The organism is Streptomyces sp. NPDC048361 (assembly GCF_040651795.1).
Taxonomy (GTDB): domain Bacteria; phylum Actinomycetota; class Actinomycetes; order Streptomycetales; family Streptomycetaceae; genus Streptomyces.
This window is the reverse complement of sequence record NZ_JBEZKW010000032.1, coordinates 1-17294: the sequence shown is the minus strand read 5'-3', so window position 1 is coordinate 17294 and position 17294 is coordinate 1. Positions and strand designations below refer to the sequence as shown.

General features: G+C 71.2%; 13 protein-coding genes. 7 read left to right on the top strand and 6 right to left on the bottom strand.

The window, feature by feature from the left end; translation table 11 throughout:
- Positions 1-57: 57 nt before the first annotated feature.
- The 3 genes from AB0D31_RS19545 (at position 58) to AB0D31_RS19535 (ending at position 6043) form a co-directional block, all read left to right on the top strand.
- Positions 58-1062, top strand: a complete 1005-nt coding sequence (locus AB0D31_RS19545; RefSeq protein WP_362724417.1) for an LLM class flavin-dependent oxidoreductase — start codon at positions 58-60, stop codon at positions 1060-1062.
- 276 nt (positions 1063-1338) lie between these two features.
- Positions 1339-3675, top strand: coding sequence for an excinuclease ABC subunit UvrA (locus AB0D31_RS19540; protein ID WP_362724414.1), 2337 nt, complete (start codon positions 1339-1341; stop codon positions 3673-3675).
- 619 nt (positions 3676-4294) lie between these two features.
- A complete protein-coding gene (locus AB0D31_RS19535; RefSeq protein ID WP_362724412.1) occupies positions 4295-6043 on the top strand; it encodes a carbohydrate binding domain-containing protein in 1749 nt (582 codons plus the stop codon).
- Positions 6044-6115: 72 nt separating this feature from the next.
- On the opposite strand, the gene AB0D31_RS19530 is transcribed toward AB0D31_RS19535, so the two are convergent.
- From AB0D31_RS19530 to AB0D31_RS19520, 3 genes are read right to left on the bottom strand one after another with little or no spacing between them, the layout of a single operon-like run.
- Positions 6116-6871, bottom strand: a complete 756-nt coding sequence (locus tag AB0D31_RS19530) for a succinate dehydrogenase/fumarate reductase iron-sulfur subunit (RefSeq protein ID WP_362724411.1) — start codon at positions 6869-6871, stop codon at positions 6116-6118.
- Positions 6868-8817, bottom strand: a complete 1950-nt coding sequence (locus AB0D31_RS19525) for a fumarate reductase/succinate dehydrogenase flavoprotein subunit (RefSeq protein WP_362724408.1) — start codon at positions 8815-8817, stop codon at positions 6868-6870. The genes AB0D31_RS19530 and AB0D31_RS19525 overlap by 4 nt, the downstream gene beginning before the upstream one ends.
- Before the next feature lies 1 nt (position 8818).
- A complete protein-coding gene (locus AB0D31_RS19520; RefSeq protein WP_362724406.1) occupies positions 8819-9535 on the bottom strand; it encodes a succinate dehydrogenase in 717 nt (238 codons plus the stop codon).
- An 84-nt stretch (positions 9536-9619) separates the two neighbouring features.
- Between AB0D31_RS19520 and AB0D31_RS19515 the strand changes: the two genes are divergently transcribed.
- The gene (locus AB0D31_RS19515) at positions 9620-10540 is read left to right on the top strand and encodes a LysR substrate-binding domain-containing protein (RefSeq protein WP_362724403.1); all 921 of its coding nucleotides are present in this window, start codon (positions 9620-9622) and stop codon (positions 10538-10540) included.
- 24 nt (positions 10541-10564) lie between these two features.
- Here the strand turns inward: AB0D31_RS19515 and AB0D31_RS19510 are convergent, their stop codons facing one another.
- From AB0D31_RS19510 to AB0D31_RS19500, 3 genes are all read right to left on the bottom strand, one after another.
- Entirely contained in the window at positions 10565-12739 is a 2175-nt protein-coding gene (locus tag AB0D31_RS19510; protein WP_362724400.1) for an EAL domain-containing protein, read from the bottom strand.
- The gene (locus AB0D31_RS19505; protein WP_362724398.1) at positions 12736-13548 is read right to left on the bottom strand and encodes an SAM-dependent methyltransferase; all 813 of its coding nucleotides are present in this window, start codon (positions 13546-13548) and stop codon (positions 12736-12738) included. Before AB0D31_RS19505 ends, AB0D31_RS19510 begins: the two co-directional genes overlap by 4 nt.
- Before the next feature lie 306 nt (positions 13549-13854).
- The gene (locus tag AB0D31_RS19500) at positions 13855-14808 is read right to left on the bottom strand and encodes an SCO0930 family lipoprotein (protein ID WP_362724396.1); all 954 of its coding nucleotides are present in this window, start codon (positions 14806-14808) and stop codon (positions 13855-13857) included.
- A 226-nt stretch (positions 14809-15034) separates the two neighbouring features.
- Between AB0D31_RS19500 and AB0D31_RS19495 the strand changes: the two genes are divergently transcribed.
- The 3 genes from AB0D31_RS19495 to AB0D31_RS19485 all read left to right on the top strand — a co-directional run bounded on the left by AB0D31_RS19495 (position 15035) and on the right by AB0D31_RS19485 (position 17189).
- Entirely contained in the window at positions 15035-15634 is a 600-nt protein-coding gene (locus AB0D31_RS19495) for a hypothetical protein (protein ID WP_362724393.1), read from the top strand.
- Positions 15635-15659: 25 nt separating this feature from the next.
- Positions 15660-16424, top strand: coding sequence for a DUF4239 domain-containing protein (locus tag AB0D31_RS19490; protein WP_362724390.1), 765 nt, complete (start codon positions 15660-15662; stop codon positions 16422-16424).
- A 204-nt stretch (positions 16425-16628) separates the two neighbouring features.
- Positions 16629-17189: a hypothetical protein gene (locus AB0D31_RS19485; protein WP_362724388.1), complete on the top strand. Its 561-nt coding sequence runs from the start codon at positions 16629-16631 to the stop codon at positions 17187-17189.
- The last annotated feature ends 105 nt before the right edge of the window (positions 17190-17294 follow it).

The window sequence follows — 17294 nt, the reverse complement described above, 5'->3', positions numbered from 1 at the left end:
CGGGTCCGGTCGGACCGGCCGCGGGAATCCTGGGGCGGCGCGGGTGTTGAACCCTGTGTGAGCTCACTGATCGCGACGACCCCCTTCTCCGTACTCGACCGCTCGCGCGTCCGCGCCGGTCACGACGGACCGCAGGCGCTGCGGGACACCGTGGCCTTCGCCCGCGAGGCCGAGCGGCTCGGGTACCACCGCTTCTGGGTCTCCGAGCACCATTCGGTGCCCGGCGTCGCCGGCTCCGCGCCCACCGTGCTCGCGGCAGCCGTCGCCTCGGCCACCTCGACGATCCGGGTCGGCACCGGCGGTGTGATGCTGCCCAACCACCAACCCCTCGTGGTGGCCGAGCAGTTCGGGGTCCTGGAGTCCCTCTTCCCCGGCCGGATCGACATGGGGCTCGGCCGCTCGGTGGGGTTCACCGACGGGATCCGCAAGGCGCTGGGCCGCGGCAAGGAGGACGCCGACGACTTCGGCGCGCAACTGGCCGAGCTGCTCGGGTACTTCGACGGAAGCCAGCGGGTTCACCCCCAGGTCCACGCGCATCCGGCGGAGGGCCTCGCGGTGCCGACCTTCGTGCTGGCCACGGGCAAGGGCGCCCGTGTCGCGGCGGAGGCCGGGCTTCCGTTGGTCATCGCCAATGTGCGCGGCGAGGAGACCATGCTGAGGGCCATCGAGGACTACCGCGAGGCGTTCCGCCCGTCCGCGCAGGGGGAGCGCCCGTACGTCGTGGTGTCCGGCACGGTCGCGGTGGCGGACACGACCGAGGCCGCGCGCCGGTTGCTGCTTCCGGAGGCGTGGTCGACGGCGTTCTCCCGCACGCGGGGGGCGTTCCCGCCGCTCTCCGCGCCGGACGATGTGATGGCGCAGACCATGAGCGACCGCGAGCGCACGCTGTTCGACGAGGCGCTGGACCGCCAGATGTACGGGACGCAGGATGAGGTGGCCGAGGCGCTGGAGAAGCTTCTCGACCGCAGCGGGGCGGACGAGTTCCTCGTCACGACGAGCACGTACGATCGCGGGGCGTGGCTCGACTCGTACGGCAGGCTGGCGCGGCTGGCAGGAGCCTGACGAATCGCACGCCGCTCAGCTGCTCGATGCCGGGCAACATGCCCCCGGGCGAGCTCCGTTCACGCCGGAACCGGGGTCTGGAGCGGCCTGCGCCTTGAGCCCCGGCTGCGGATCGTACACGGCTGGTCGCGCAGTTCCCCGCGCCCCTAGGTCAGCTGCCCCTGGGCTGGGCGCCCAGTCGAGGCGATCTCAGCCCGTCCGGCGATTGAGGACGAGGGCGGGGTTCGCGGCGCGCTTCGAAGATCGCTCGAGCGGAGCCACCCGTAGGATTCCGGTATGCAAAGCCCCTCTGACCCGTTCGTCCGTGTCCGTGGCGCCCGCGAGCACAATCTGCGCGGGGTGGACGTCGACATCCCGCGCGACTGTCTCGCGGTGTTCACCGGTGTCTCCGGGTCGGGGAAGTCCTCGCTGGCGTTCGGCACGATCTACGCCGAGGCGCAGCGCCGCTACTTCGAGTCGGTCGCGCCGTACGCACGGCGCCTGATCCATCAGGTGGGTGCGCCGGCCGTCGGTGAGATCTCGGGGCTGCCCCCCGCCGTCTCCCTCGAACAGCGCCGCTCGGCCCCCTCCTCGCGGTCGTCGGTCGGCACGGTGACCACGCTCTCCAACTCATTGCGCATGCTGTTCTCCCGGGCGGGCGACTACCCGCCGGGCGCCGGGCGCCTCGATTCGGACGCGTTCTCCCCCAACACGGCCGTCGGCGCGTGCCCGGAGTGCCAGGGGCTCGGTCGCGTCCACCGCACCAGCGAGGAGCTGCTCGTCCCCGATCCCTCGCTGTCGATCCGCGAGGGTGCGATCGCCGCGTGGCCGGGGGCTTGGCAGGGCAAGAACCTGCGCGATGTGCTCGACACGCTCGGGTACGACGTGGACCGGCCCTGGCGGGAGCTCGACCGGAGCGACCGCGATTGGATCCTGTTCACCGACGACCAGCCGGTGGTCACGGTGCACCCGGTGCGGGACGCCGACCGCATCCAACGCCCTTACCAGGGAACGTATTTCAGTGCCCGCCGCTATGTGATGAAGACGTTCGCGGAGAGCAAGAGCCAGACGCTGCGAGCGAAGGCCGAGCGCTTTCTGACCGCGACCGACTGTCCGGTCTGCGGTGGCGCCCGGCTGCGTCCCGAGGCGCTCGCCGTCACCTTCGCGGGCCGCACCATCGCCGACCTGGTGGCGCTTCCGCTCACCGCGCTGGCCGCGTTGCTGCGCGAGACGGACGGCGGCCCGACCGCGGCCGCCGTCACCGGCGACCTCCTCTCCCGCATCGCCCCGGTCGTCGAACTGGGCCTCGGCTATCTGAGCCTGGACCGCACCGCGCCGACACTCTCGGCTGGCGAGCTGCAACGCCTGCGGCTCGCAACGCAGTTGCGCTCCGGGCTCTTCGGCGTGGTGTACGTCCTGGACGAGCCGTCGGCGGGGCTGCATCCGGCCGATACCGAGGCGCTGCTCAGGGTGCTCGACCGGCTGAAGGCCGCGGGCAATTCGGTGTTCGTGGTCGAGCACCATCTTGATGTGATGCGGAACGCGGACTGGCTGGTCGACGTGGGCCCGTTGGCCGGCGAGCACGGCGGCCGGGTCCTGCACAGCGGGCCGCCGGCCGAGCTCGCCCGCGTCGAGGAGTCGGCGACCCGGCGCTACCTCTTCGACCGCGCCCCGGCGCCGCGCCGCACGGTCCGCGAGCCGCGCGCATGGCTGGAGCTGACCGGCGTGACCCGGCACAATCTGCACGGCGTCGACGCGGCGTTCCCGCTGGGGGTGTTCACCGCGGTGACCGGGGTCTCGGGCTCGGGAAAGTCCACGCTGGTCGACGCGATCAGCGACCAACTCCCGGGTGTGGGACGGATGGTGAGAGTCGACCAGAAGCCGATCGGCCGCACGCCGCGCTCCAATCTGGCGACGTACACCGGCCTCTTCGACGTCGTACGCAAGCTGTTCGCGGAGACCGGCGAGGCGAAGGCGCGCGACTACAAGGCGGGCCGGTTCTCCTTCAACGTGGCAGGCGGGCGGTGCGAGACCTGTCAGGGCGAGGGGTTCGTGTCGGTGGAGCTGCTGTTCCTGCCGAGCACGTACGCGCCCTGCCCGGACTGCCACGGCGCGCGCTACAACCCCGAGACCCTCGAAGTCACCCATCGGGGCCGCACCATCGCCGAGGTTCTCGACCTGACCGTGGAGGCGGCGGCCGACGTCTTCGCCGACACGCCCGCCGCGGCGCGCAGCCTCGGCACCCTGCTCGACGTCGGACTCGGCTACCTGTGCCTGGGCCAGCCCGCGACGGAACTCTCCGGCGGCGAGGCCCAACGCATCAAACTGGCAACGGAGTTGCAGCGCACCCACCGCGACCACACCCTGTACGTCCTGGACGAACCGACCACGGGCCTGCACCCGGCGGACGTCGAGATCCTGCTGCGCCAACTCCACGGCTTGGTGGACGCGGGCCACTCGGTGATCGTCGTGGAACACGACATGACGGTGGTGGCGGGCGCGGACTGGATGCTCGACATGGGGCCGGGCGGCGGCGACGAGGGCGGCCGCGTGGTGGCCACGGGCCCCCCGGCCAAGGTGGCTGACACCGGCCTTGGCCGCACGGCGCCGTATTTGGCGAAGGCGCTGGCCTGACCTTCTCACCCCAGAGGCGCGAGGCGCGGAGCACCGCTCTCCTACGCGGGTGTCACACAGTGGAACCCTGCCGGGGCACAGAGAAACACCTGGCCAGAGGGCCCTTTCGTCCGACGGCGGGCCTTCGTACTCGCAGCACACATATGGCACACATGCGGCTGCGGGCAGAGCCGGGGAGCTGTGCAAGATGTCCGCGAAGGACGAGCCGGCCCGGCGTCGGCACGACACCCTGATCGACTGCTTGGAGAGCCTGATGGGGGCTTCACTCAAGCCTCGCTGCCGGGGCTGCCACGGGAAGTTGATCCTGTGCAGCGGCGATCTTGAGGGCTTGGGTGAGCTGAACGACGTCCGTCGTGCTGGACGCGAGGCTGGGTGGAGCGGCGCCAGGGAAGACTCCCCAAAGCGGGTGTCGTTCAGTTCGCCCCAGGCGACCGGTGTGTCGCGGTCGCACTCCGCGCGACCGTTCGCCCCGACTCTCCTCCCCCGCAGGCCAGTTGGACTCCGCAGGCCCTCGGAGCAAAGCCCGCGGAATTAATTGGCCTAGACCCTTGACCGGCACCTGGTCCAGACCAATCATGGGGCGTCCGCACCCTTCTCTCACCCCCGTCGGAGAGCCCCGATGAGACGCCCGAGATCCGTTCGCGCCCTGCTCGCCACGCTCAGTACCGTCGCCGCGTCCGCCGGCCTGGTCATCGGGGCCGGCGGTGCGGCGCATGCCGCCACCCCGCTGCCCGCCCACGTCTTCGCGCCGTACTTCGAGGCGTACTCCTCAGACAGCCCGGCCGATCTCGCGCAGAAGTCGGGCGCCAAGTACCTGACCATGGCGTTCGTGCAGGCCGAGGCCAAGGGGTCGTGCACGCCGTACTGGAACGGCTCGACCAGTCAGCCGATCTCGTCGTCCGTGTTCGGCGCCGACATTGCCACCATCCGTTCGCGCGGCGGTGACGTCATCCCGTCGTTCGGCGGGTACGCGGCCGACAACGGCGGCACGGAGATCGCCGACAGCTGCACCAGCGTGGACTCGATAGCCGCCGCGTACGAGAAGGTCATCACCACCTACGACCTGTCGCGGCTCGACATGGACATCGAGGACAACTCGCTGACCAACAAGGCCGGCATCGACCGCCGCAACCAGGCGATCAAGAAGGTGCAGGACTGGGCGGCGGCCAACGGGCGTTCCGTGCAGTTCTCCTACACCCTGCCCACCACCACGGGCGGTCTCGCGGACAGCGGGCTCGCGGTGCTCAAGAGCGCGGTCAAGTACGGCGCGAAGGTCGACGTCGTGAACATCATGACCTTCGACTACTACGACGGCGCCACGCACAACATGGCGAACGACACCCAGACCGCCGCCACCGGGCTCTTCAACCAGCTGGCCTCGCTCTACCCGGGCACGTCGTCCGCCCAGCTCTGGGGCATGGTCGGCGTCACCGAGATGCCGGGCATCGACGACTACGGGGCGGCCGAGACGTTCACCACCGCCGACGCGACCGCCGTCTACAACTGGGCCGTCGCCAAGGGCATCAACACGCTCTCCTTCTGGGCCCTCCAGCGCGACAACGGCGGCTGCCCCGGCACCGGCGGCTCGGACACGTGCTCCGGAATCGCCCAGGACACCTGGTACTTCAGCCACACCTTCGAGCCCTTCACCGGCGGCGGCGGGCCCGTCCAGGACGACTTCTCGGTGGGCGTCACCCCCGGCTCCGCCTCGGTCGCACCCGGCGGCTCCACCACCGCCACGGTGAGCACCGCCGTCACCTCGGGCAACGCCAAGTCCCTCGCCCTGACCACCTCCGGCGCCCCCGCCGGCGTGACGGCGACGCTCAGCCCGAGCTCCGTCACCGCGGGCGGCTCCGCCCAGCTCACCGTCGCCGCTTCCGCGTCGGCCGCGCCCGGCGCCTATCCGATCACCGTCACCGGTACGGCCGGCACCCTCACCCACTCGACGACCTTCACGCTCACCGTGTCCGGCCCCGGTGGCAATACCGGCGCGCTGGTCAACGGCGGTTTCGAAGCCGGCTCGCTCGCCCCGTGGACGTGCGACAGCGGCGCGGGTGTGGTGTCCAGCCCCGTGCACGGCGGCTCGTACGCGCTGAAGACCGCGCCCACCGCCGGCCAGACCGGTGAGTGCGCGCAGACGCTCGCTCTCGCCCCCAACACCAAGTACACGCTGAGCGGTTGGGTACAGGGCAGTTACGCCTACCTCGGGGTGCGGGGCGGCGCCACGGCCAGCACGTGGACCAACTCCAGCGGCTGGACCAAGCTGACCGTACCGTTCACGACCGGCGCCTCGGGCACCGTCACCGTCTACCTGCACGGCTGGTACGGGCAGGGCGCGGTGTACGGGGACGATCTGTCCGTCGCCTAGTCAAGCAGCGTAATCCGTACGTGAGTTGAGCGGCGCGCCCCCGGACATCACCGGGGGGCGCGCCCGCCCGCGTCAGCGGCCTGCCTTCTTCGCCTTCCTCGTCGCGCGCAGCCACTCCTTGTTCATGGCCGCGATCGACGGGAGCGGGATGCCCTTGGGGCAGGCCGTCGCGCACTCGCCCGTCAGGGTGCAGCCGCCGAAGCCCTCGGCGTCCATCTGCCCGACCATGTCCAGGACCCGGGTCTCGCGCTCGGGTGCCCCCTGCGGCAGCACGTTCAGATGGTTGATCTTGGCCGAGGTGAACAGCATCGCGGAGCCGTTGGGGCAGGCCGCCACGCAGGCGCCGCAGCCGATGCACTCGGCGTGCTCGAAGGCGAAGTCGGCGTCGGGCTTGGGCACCGGGGTGGCGTGGGCCTCGGGGGCGGCGCCGGTCGGCACGCTGATGTAGCCGCCGGCCTGGATGATCCGGTCGAAGGCGGAGCGGTCGACGACCAGGTCCTTGACGACGGGGAAGGCCGAGGCGCGCCACGGCTCGACGTCGATGGTGTCGCCGTCCGCGAAGGAGCGCATGTGGAGCTGGCAGGCGGTGGTCCTCTCGGGGCCGTGGGCGTCGCCGTTGATGACGAGCGAACAGGCGCCGCAGATGCCTTCGCGGCAGTCGTGGTCGAAGGCGACGGGCTCCTCGCCCTTGAGGATGAGTTCCTCGTTGAGCGTGTCGAGCATTTCGAGGAAGGACATGTCCGCGGAGATGCCGTCGACGGGGTAAGTGGACATCGCGCCGGGCGCGTTGGCGTTCTTCTGGCGCCAGACGCGCAGGGTGAGCTTCATGCGTAGCTCCGCTGAGTGGGGTGGACGTACTCGAAGACGAGGTCTTCCTTGTGCAGGACGGGCGCGGCGCCGGTGCCGGTGAACTCCCAGGCGGCGGCGTACGAGAACTCCTCGTCGCGGCGTTCGGCCTCGCCGGCCGGGGTCTGGGATTCCTCGCGGAAGTGGCCGCCGCAGGATTCGGCGCGGTGCAGGGCGTCGAGGCACATGAGCTCGGCGAGCTCCAGGTAGTCGACGATGCGGTTGGCCTTCTCCAGGGACTGGTTGAACTCCTCGCCGCTGCCCGGCACCTTGATCCGGCGCCAGAACTCCTCGCGGATCTGCGGGATCCGGTCGAGCGCCTTGCGCAGGCCCGACTCGGTGCGGGCCATCCCGCAGTACTCCCACATGAGTTCGCCGATCTCCCGGTGGAAGGAGTCGGGGGTGCGGTCGCCGTCCACGGCGAGAAGGAGGTTGAGACGGTCCTCGGTTTCGGCCACGGCCTCGGCGACCGCCGGGTGCGCGTCGGTGACGGGCTGCTGGTGCGGGTTGCGGGCGAGGTAGTCGTTGATGGTGGCAGGCAGGACGAAGTAGCCGTCGGCGAGGCCCTGCATCAGGGCGGAGGCGCCGAGCCGGTTGGCCCCGTGGTCGGAGAAGTTGGCCTCGCCGATCGCGAACAGGCCCGGCACGGTGGTCTGGAGGTCGTAGTCGACCCACAGTCCGCCCATGGTGTAGTGCACGGCCGGGTAGATCCGCATGGGGGTCGCGTACGGGTCCTCGGCGGTGATCCGCGCGTACATGTCGAAGAGGTTGCCGTACTTCGCCTCGACGGCCGCCCGGCCCATCCGCGCGATGGCGTCGGCGAAGTCGAGGTAGACCCCCTGCCCGCCGGGCCCGACCCCGCGCCCCTCGTCGCAGACGTTCTTCGCGGCGCGCGAGGCGATGTCGCGCGGCACGAGATTGCCGAAGGCGGGGTAGATGCGCTCCAGGTAGTAGTCGCGCTCGTCCTCGGGGATCTCGGCCGCCGGGCGGGTGTCGCCCTTGGCCTTGGGCACCCAGATGCGGCCGTCGTTGCGCAGCGACTCGCTCATCAGGGTGAGCTTGGACTGATGCTCTCCCGTGCGCGGGATGCAGGTGGGGTGGATCTGCGTGAAGCAGGGGTTGGCGAAGTGGGCGCCCCGGCGGTGGGCCCGCCAGATCGCGGTCGCGTTGGAGTTCATGGCGTTGGTGGACAGGTAGAAGACGTTGCCGTAGCCGCCGCTCGCGAGGACCACCGCGTCCGCGACGTACGTGTCGATCTTCCCGGTGACGAGGTCGCGGGCGACGATGCCGCGGGCCTTGCCGTCCACCACGATCAGGTCGAGCATCTCGGTACGGGCATGCAACTCCACGTTGCCTGCGGCGATTTGGCGCGAAAGCGCCTGGTAGGCGCCGAGCAAGAGCTGCTGGCCCGTCTGGCCGCGGGCGTAGAAGGTGCGCGAGACCTGGACGCCGCCGAAGGAGCGGGTGTCGAGGAGCCCGCCGTACTCGCGGGCGAACGGAACGCCCTGGGCGACGCACTGGTCGATGATCTCGACGGAGATCTGGGCGAGGCGGTGGACGTTGGACTCGCGGGCGCGGAAGTCGCCGCCCTTGACGGTGTCGTAGAAGAGCCGGTGGATGGAGTCGCCGTCGTTGCGGTAGTTCTTCGCGGCGTTGATGCCGCCCTGGGCGGCGATGGAGTGGGCGCGGCGCGGCGAGTCCTGGAAGCAGAACTGGACGACGTGGTAGCCCTGTTCGGCGAGCGTGGCCCCGGCCGAGCCGCCCGCGAGGCCGGTGCCGACGACGATGACGGTGTGCTTGCGGCGGTTGGCCGGGTTGACCAGCTTGGCCTCGAAGCGGCGGGTGTCCCAGCGTTCGGCGATCGGACCCTGCGGCGCGCGGCCGTCGGCGACGGGCTCGCCCTGCGCGTAGTCGGTGTACGAGGTCATGTCAGCTCACCACTCCGGTCATGACGGCGACGGGTACGGAGACGAATCCGGCGAAGAGCAGCACGGCGAGGACGACCGCGAGGGTCTTCAGGACCCGGTCGCGGGTGGCGTTGCCGACGCCGAGGGTCTGGGCGGCGCTCCAGAACCCGTGGTGGACGTGGAGGGCGAGCGCGGCCATCGCCACGATGTAGATGGTGTTGCCGTACCAGGTGGAGAAGGTGTCCACGACGTTCTGGTACGGGTGTCCCGGCCGGAAGCCGGAGTGCACGGTGCCGGTGGTCAGGTCCAGGATGTGCCAGACGATGAACAGGGCGAGGATGACGCCGCCCCAGCGCATCGTGCGGGTGGCATAACTCGACCGGGCCCGCTTGTGCACATAGCCGGTGGGGCGCGCGCGGATGTCACGGCGGCTGAGCTGGTACGCGGCGACGGCGTGCCCGACCACGGCGGCCACCAGCACCACGCGGATGAGCCACAGCGCCCACTCGTAGTGCAGGAAGGGCTCGCCGATGGTGCGCAGCCAGTGCGCGTAGGAGTCGAACTGGCCGGCGCCGAAGAAGATCTTCAGGTTGCCCATCATGTGGACGACCAGGTAGGACAGCATGATCAGACCGCTCACGGCCATGATCGTCTTCTTGCCTACGGTCGAGTCCCAGAGGGTGCGCGGCAGGGACGGCCGGTGGTCCGTCCGCTGATCGGTGCGCGTTGCCAGAGCCATGTCACTGACGCTAGAGGCGAACGACCCGAGAGGTCCAAGACATGGTTCAGCTCATCTCCATAGGGATGCCCTATCGTAGGGGGCATGCAGTTCCAGCAGCTCCTCTACTTCGTGGCGGTCGCCGAGACCCGGCACTTCACCCGCGCCGCCGAGCGCGTGCACGTCTCGCAGCCCTCGCTCTCCCAGCAGATCAAGGCGCTGGAGAACGAGCTGGGCGCCGAGCTGTTCAGCCGCGCCCGCGGCAATATCGCGCTGACCGACGCGGGTGATGCGCTCCTTCCGCTGGCCCGGCGGATCCTCGCGGACGCGGACACCGCGCGCATCGAGGTGCAGGAGCTGGCCCAGCTGCGGCGCGGCCGGGTGCGGCTCGGGGCCACGCCGAGTCTGTGCACGGGACTGCTGCCCGATGTGCTGCGCACCTTCCACGACCGCCATCCCGGCATCCAGCTCCTCATCGAGGAGGGCGGCTCGCACGATCTCGTTCGCGAACTGGCGCGCGGCGCCCTGGACTTGGCGCTCATCGTGCTGCCCCTGCCGGCCGGGTCGCCCGCCCTCACCACGATCGAGTTGCTCCAGGAGGACCTGGTGGTGGTCTCCTCGCCGGCCGAGGCGCCGCCCGGCTCCGGTGGCGCGGTGCGGATCGGTGAGCTGCGCGATGCTCCCCTTGTGATGTTCCGGCACGGCTACGACCTGCGGGAGCTGACCGTGGCCGCATGCCGGGCCGAGGGGTTCGAGCCCGCGTTCACCGTGGAGGGCGGCGAGATGGACGCGGTGCTCGGCTTCGTACGGGCCGGGCTCGGGGTCGCCGTGGTGCCGAGCATGGTGGCGGCGCGGGCCAAGGACCTGCGGGTCACACCGCTCGCCCTGCCCGGTCTGCGCCGCGCGATCGCGCTGGCCCACCGCAGCGATGTGGACCCGCCGCGCGCGGCACGGGAGTTGCAGCGGGTCCTGCTCAGCATCGGTACGGGGCGGCGCGGGCCGCGTCCCGAGGCCTCGAAGGCCTGAGAGGCGAGCCCGCTCCCCGTCGGGTCAGACCGCGTCGACCAGCGCCAGCGAATGGATACGGTCCGGCGCCCCGGGCCGGGCGTAGTACCAGCCCTGGGCGGTGTCGCAGCCCAGCTCCTTCAGCTGCTCGGCCTGGGCGCCCGTCTCCACGCCCTCCACCGTCACCGCGAGCGACAGGCTGTGCGCGAGCGACACGATCCCCTCGACGATCTTGATGTCGACCGGGTCGGCGGGCAGTTGCTGCATGGACTGGGTGAAGGACCGGTCCAGCTTGAGCACGCTCACCGGCAGGCGGCGCAGGTTGGCGAGGTTGGAGTAGCCCGTACCGAAGTCGTCCAGGGCTATGTCCACCCCCATGTCGGCGAGCTGTCGCAGCGGCTTGAGCAGGTCGTCGTCGGCGCCGATGAGCGCGGACTCGGTGACTTCCAGGCAGAGGGCACCCGGGGTGAGGCCGGTGCGCTCCAGCATCTCGACGGTGTCGGCGACCAGACCCGGGTGGTAGAGCTGCGTCGGCGACAGGTTGACGTTGATGCGCAGCGGGCCGCCGTCGGTGGCGCCTGCGTGGGCCAGCTGCCAGGCGCGTGCCTGACGTACGGACTCCTGCATCACCCAGCGGCCGAGCGGCACGATGAGCCCGGTGTGCTCGGCGAGCGGGATGAACCGGTCGGGACCGAGCACACCGTGCTGCGGGTGCGACCAGCGCACCAGCGCCTCGGCGCCGTGCACACTGCCGTCGCCGAGGTGGACGAGCGGCTGGTACTCGATGAAGAACTCGCCGCGCTCCAGGGCGGCGGGCAGCGCGTTGGTCAGGCCGTGCCGGGTGATGGCGCGGGCGTCGGCCTCGGCGTCGGCGAACTCGAACCGGTTGCCGCCCGCCGACTTGGCGCGGTACATCGTGATGTCGGCGCTGCGCAGCACCTCGGCGGCGCTGCGCTCGCCCGCGGGTCCCTCGACGACGCCGATCGAGCCGCGCACGGTCAGCTCACGGCCTTCGATGCGGATCGGGGTGGCCAGGGTGTGCAGGATGCGCGAGGCGAGTTCGTCCGCCTCGAACTCGGTGTCCGGGCCCGTGGTGAGCGCCACGAACTCGTCGCCGCCGAGCCGGGCCACCATCTCGCCCGGGCCGGTGGCGCAGCTCTGCAACCGGTCGGCGACCTCGACCAGGAGCCGGTCGCCCGCGGAGTGGCCGAGGCTGTCGTTGACCGCCTTGAAACCGTCGAGATCCAGGTAGCACAGGCCGAAGCGTTTGCCGTCGCCCGGTGCGAGCGCCTTCTCCAGGCGTTCGAAGAACAGCGTGCGGTTGGGCAGCCCGGTGAGCGCGTCGTGGGTGGCCTCGTACCGCAACCGCAGATTGAGCAGCCGGCGCTCGGTGGTGTCCTCCATGAGGGCGAGCTGGTACTTCGGATTGCCCTCGGCGTCACGCAGCAGCGAGACGGTGAGGTTGGTCCACAGGACGGTGCCGTCGCCCCGGTAGTAGGGCTTCTCGACCCGGTAGTGGTCGCGTTCGCCCCGGACGAGTTCGCCGTAGAGCCGCCAGACGTGCGGGGCGTCCTCGGGGTGCACCCACTCGCTGACGTTGCGGCTGCGGATCTGGCCCTCTATGCCGCCGAACATCCGGGTGAGGGTCTCGTTGACCTCCAGGACCCGGCCCTCCAGGTCGGCGATGCCGATACCGATGGCCGCTCCCTCGAAGACGGCGCGAAAGCGCGTCTCGGTGGTGTGCAGGGCTTCGAGGGCCGCGCTGCGCGCCGACATCGCGGAGCGGGCGATGGCTTCCTGCTCGGACCGGGTCCGTTCGCGCAGGGCGGCGGCGAAGCCGGCCGCGAGCGCGTGCTGGAGCCGGGCGCAGCGGGCGCGTGCCTCCTCGGCGGAGAGCTGGTGACCCGCGCCGCAGTACAGCACGAGGTAGGACTCGACCACGCCGAGGCTGCGGCTGAGCGCGTCCGGGTCGGTGCAGTGCGCGGCGACCAGGGCGGCACCCGCCTCCTGTGCGGGAGACGGGTCGAAGTGCCGCCCGTGCAGGGCTTCGATGAGCCGGCGGGCCAGCGGCACCAGGTGCTGCTCGAACTCGGGCCGGGTCAGCGAGGTCGCCGTCACCGGGAAGATCGCGCGGCTCCAGATCGTCGCGAACCGTCTGAGCCGGTCTTCGGGGCTGTCCGGCGCCATGTCCGGAGCGGGCGCCCGGGGCGGGGTGCTCACGCCTTGCGCCCCACGCCCGCGAAGCCGGAGAAGGCGTACGGATCTTCCTGGTCGGTGTCGTTCTCGGGCCGCCACAGCGGCATCGACACCAGTCCGGGCTCCACGATGGTGAACCCGTCGAAGAACCGGGCGACCTCCTCGCGGGCGCGCATCACCAGCGGATTCTTGATGGCGCGGTAGACGCCCACGGTGCCGCCGGCTTCTTCCTCGGTGAGCGGGATACCTTCGTAGGAGGCGTGGGTGAGCACGAGGAGGCTGCCCGGGGCGAGCGCGTCGCGCAGCTCGGCGACGGCCGCGCGGGGGTCGTCCTGGTCCTCGACGAAGTGCAGCACGGCGACCAGGAGGAGCGCCACCGGCCGTGACAGGTCGAGGAGTTGGGACTGTTCGGCGGCGCCCAGGATGTCCTGCGGCTTGCGCAGGTCGGCCGCCGCGATCGCGGCGTGTTCGTTGCCTTCGAGAACGGCACGGCTGTGGGCGACGGCGACCGGGTCGTGGTCGACGTACAGGACGCGGGCCTCGGGGCTGGCCGCCTGGGCGACTTCGTGAACATTTCCGAACGTCGGGATCCCGGATCCGATGTCCAGGAACTGCCTGATGCCCTCACCGACGGCGAATCGTACGGCGCGGCGCATGAAAGCACGGTTGGCCTGCATGACCTTGGGCAGCCCCGGCATGAAGCGCATGGCCTCGCGGGCGGCTTCCCGGTCCACCTCGAAATTGTGCGAACCGCCCAGGTAGTAGTCGTATATGCGGGACACGCTCGGCACCGAGATGTCGATGCCCTGGGGGGCCCAGGCGGGACGCTCCATCAATGTCTCCAACAAGTCGCCGCAGGAGGCCATGACCATGACCATTGTTTGCGCCTGAGGCTACTGATCGTCCGCCGGGAGAGCGAGTAAAAACGGAAAATGCTCGTCCGTTCTTGGTCACAGGCCCAGGGCATGTGCGCCATATCGTACGGGCAGCGGCGGTGGCGTACGCAACCGTACCGGTGGGTGGACACACGCATCGGCCCGGCACCGCGCGAGGGGTCGCGGTACCGGGCCGACGGGGGTGGGCCCCGGGCTACTGGGGGCTACGGGCGGCCAGTTGGGTCTGCCGGCGGCCACGGGTGCCTACTTGGGTGCGCCGACGAGCTTTCCCTGGGGGGAGACGGCGTACCAGGTGCCGCCCATACCCTGACCGTTGGTGTCACCCGGCTTGGTGTCGCCGGAGAACGTGTAGACGGGCCAGCAGGTGATGGACTGCTGCTTGACGCCGTCGGGCCGGTCGAAGGTCACGAATCCCTTGAGGGCGATGCCCTTGGTGTCGTTCTTGGCGACGGGCGCCACCGCCGGCCACTTCTGCAGACAGGCGCCGGTACAGGCCGACTTCATGGGCCAGGCGGAGTCCTTCTTCAACCGGTAGACGGTCATGCCGCGGGCGTCGACGATGATGTCGCCGAGCTGTGCGTCCTTGCGGACCGAGAGGCCGGGCAGCGGTGCTGCGGCGGCCGGCGCGGCGGCCGCCGACGCCTTCTTGCCGTCGGGTGCGGCCGCGTGCCAAGTGCCGCCCACGTTCTGGCCGTTGGTGTCGCCGGGGTTGGTGTCCTTGCTGTAGCGGTACATCGGCCAGCCGCCGATCGTGAGCTGCTTGGTGCCGTCGGCGCGGGTGACCGAGCCGATCTTCGACTGGTCGGTGCCGGCCGGAGCGGTGACACCCGCCGCGGGCACCGCGGGCCAGGCCGTCGCGCAGTCGCCCTCGCACTTCGACGCGGGGGGACTCGCGGTGTCCTTGTCGAAGCGGTAGAGGGTGAACCCCGCGCTGTCGGTGACGACTTTGCCGAGGTCCTTGCTGTCGGTGACCGTGAGCTGACCGGCCTGCTTGGCGGCGGACACGGCGCCGCCCGCCTGCCCGTACGCGCCGCCCGACCCGTACCCGGTGTCGGAGCTCGCGGTTCCGGCGTTGGCGACCGGCTGCCCGCCGCCGCTGCCGTAGGCGCTTGACTTGTCCTGGCCGCAGGCCGTCGCGGTCAGTGCCAGTACTGCTGCCGCCGCTGCCGCGAGCACTGTGCTGCGCCAGGTGTTCATGGCAACTCCCGTTGTTCATAAGGCTGTTGAGGCGCCGGTGGCACCGGTTGATGGCCCTAAGTACGGGCGGCGGGTGGAGGTGCGTTCAACGCGGACCCGGGAATTTTCCGAACGAACCCGAACAGCAGGTCAACGTGGGGGGCGCAGAACGCCGGTAAGTCCCTCCTTCAGGCGAATCGGTCCGCCACCCCCACGGAGGAGGCCCCCGCCGCCCGATGATCACTGAGTGCAAGGACGACACCTCGCCGGGCGGCTGCTCGCCGCCACGGCCTTCACCGTGCTGTTGGCCGCACCGGCGCCGACCGCGCAGGCCGACGCCTGCGCGTACGCCTCCGTATCGCAGGGCAGCGGCGGTGGTTCGCCGTGGGCGGTGGCGGGCTCGGGCCACCACCAGTGCCCCTTCCCGCCCTGGCCGCATCCGAGGCCCACGCACACCCACGTGCCACCGACGCCGCCGCCCGTCACGCCGCCGCCGCGGCCGCCGGTGCCGCCCGCGCCGCGGCCCACGCCGCCGCCCCGCCCCGCGCCGCCGCCCGCCCCTTCGCGCCCCCCGGTGGTGCACCTGCCCGCCGCGCCCGCCCCGGTGCCGGCGCCCCCGGCGCCTCCTCCGGCGCCGGTGGTGCCCCCGGCCCCGCCCGCGCCCGGTGCCTCGCCGCATCCGGCGCCGCCGGCCGCGAAGCCGTTCGTCCTGCGCGCCTACCGGATGCCGCCGCGCAAGAAGCCCGCGCCGCGGCTCTCCCCCGTCACCCTCACCCTGCTCATCACCGCGCCCGCCGTGCTCGGCGCCGCATTGCTGCGCACCCGCTCCGGCTCCCGCTCGCGCTGAGCCCCACTTTCCTGAGAGGCCCCCCTTGTCCGACTGGCTCGTCCTGGTCATCGCGATGGCCGCCGCATGCGCGGTCGTGCTGACCATCACCCTGTTCAGCAACCGCCGGATCGACCCGGAGAACGACGACCCCTCCGACACCCCGGACGTCATCGAGTACATGACGATGATGATCGGCGTGGTGTACGCCATCGTCCTCGGCCTCGCCATCGCGGGCGTCTGGGAGGGCCGCGGCGCCGCCCAGGCCGATGTCCAGCAGGAGGCCCAGGCGCTCCACGAGATCAGCCAGCGGGTCCAGGTCTACCCGGCGGAGGTACGCGACCGGACCCGGGCCGACGTCGAGGAGTACGCCTCGTATGTGGTGCACACCGAGTGGAGCCACATGGCCGACCACGGCGACCTCACCGACGAGAGCGCGCAGAAGCTGGAGAAGATCCGCCGCGACGTGACGGACTACCACCCGGCCAACGACTTCGAGGCACAGGCCTACCAGCCGCTGATCGACCAGGTGGGGGCCGTCGACGCGGCCAGGACCGCCCGCGGCCAGGGCGCCGGGGCCACCATGCCCGGGGTGGTCTGGTTCGGCCTGATCACCGGAGCCCTGGTCACGGTCGGCCTGATCTTCACGCTGCAGATCAGGCGCACCTGGCGGGAGCTGCTCCTCGCCGGGCTCTTCAGCGCCCTGATCGCGTTTCTGCTCTTCCTGATCTGGGACTTCGACGCCCCCTTCGGGCGGGGCATCTCGGCGACGGCGGGGCCGTTCCTCGACCTGTTCCCCGGCATCGGCTGACCCGCCGGCGGCCCGGCCGCGCACCGGCACCGCGTCCCCGTGGCGCGGTGTCCGCTCGGCCGGGCGGGGGACCCCGATGCCCCATTCGCCGGACACCGATCGCGACACGCCGGGTCGCCTCCTAGCGTTCCGGTCATCGAGGTGCATTTCCCCCTTTTGTGGAATCGGTTCCGCAGCTGCTCCTCGGGGACCGGAGGATTGACCATGGGCGCGATACGCATCGCATCCGCCGCACTCATCGGCGCCGGCGCGCTCGCGCTCGCCCCGTCCACCGCCATGGCGGCCCAGACCGGCCCGAACGCTGCCGGCGACACGTCGTTCGCCTTCAGCGTGACCCCCTCCGTGATCGCACCGGGCGGCCAGGTCACCCTGAACGTCACCAACTGCCCCGTCGAGGCCACCGTGTCCTCCGGGGTCTTCGACACCGTCAGCGTCCCCCAGAACAGTTCGCGCAACGCGACGGTCGACTCCGACGCCAAGCGCGGCGCCACGTACACCGTGACGTTCAACTGCGACAACACGCGGCGCACCGCACAGCTGACGATCACCGGCGCCTCGCCGACCACCAGCTCCACCGTCCGGCCCACGGTGCGGCCCACCGTCCGGTCCACCATCTCCCCGCTCGGCGTCCGGGGCGGCCTCGGCGGCAGCTCCGGCGGCGACCTCGACACCGTCGAGCTCGCGGTCGGCGCCTCGCTGATCGCCGTGGCCGGCGCCGGTGTGTTCTACGTGCTGCGCCGGCGCTCCGGCGGACGACAGCACTGAGCCGCGGCCCCGTCCGCGACCCCCGTCGTCCCACAGGTCCCGCGACACCCGCCGCCGGGTCCCGCGACACCCGTCGCCCCCGAGTCCTGGCCAGGACTCGGGGGC

Coding starts and splice junctions, on each gene's coding strand:
- AB0D31_RS19540 (WP_362724414.1), top strand. CDS start 1,339: ATGCAAAGCCCCTCTGACCCGTTCGTCCGTGTCCGTGGCGCCCGCGAG.
- AB0D31_RS19535 (WP_362724412.1), top strand. CDS start 4,295: ATGAGACGCCCGAGATCCGTTCGCGCCCTGCTCGCCACGCTCAGTACC.
- AB0D31_RS19530 (WP_362724411.1), bottom strand. CDS start 6,871: ATGAAGCTCACCCTGCGCGTCTGGCGCCAGAAGAACGCCAACGCGCCC.
- AB0D31_RS19525 (WP_362724408.1), bottom strand. CDS start 8,817: ATGACCTCGTACACCGACTACGCGCAGGGCGAGCCCGTCGCCGACGGC.
- AB0D31_RS19520 (WP_362724406.1), bottom strand. CDS start 9,535: ATGGCTCTGGCAACGCGCACCGATCAGCGGACGGACCACCGGCCGTCC.
- AB0D31_RS19515 (WP_362724403.1), top strand. CDS start 9,620: ATGCAGTTCCAGCAGCTCCTCTACTTCGTGGCGGTCGCCGAGACCCGG.
- AB0D31_RS19505 (WP_362724398.1), bottom strand. CDS start 13,548: ATGGAGCGTCCCGCCTGGGCCCCCCAGGGCATCGACATCTCGGTGCCG.
- AB0D31_RS19500 (WP_362724396.1), bottom strand. CDS start 14,808: ATGAACACCTGGCGCAGCACAGTGCTCGCGGCAGCGGCGGCAGCAGTA.
- AB0D31_RS19485 (WP_362724388.1), top strand. CDS start 16,629: ATGGGCGCGATACGCATCGCATCCGCCGCACTCATCGGCGCCGGCGCG.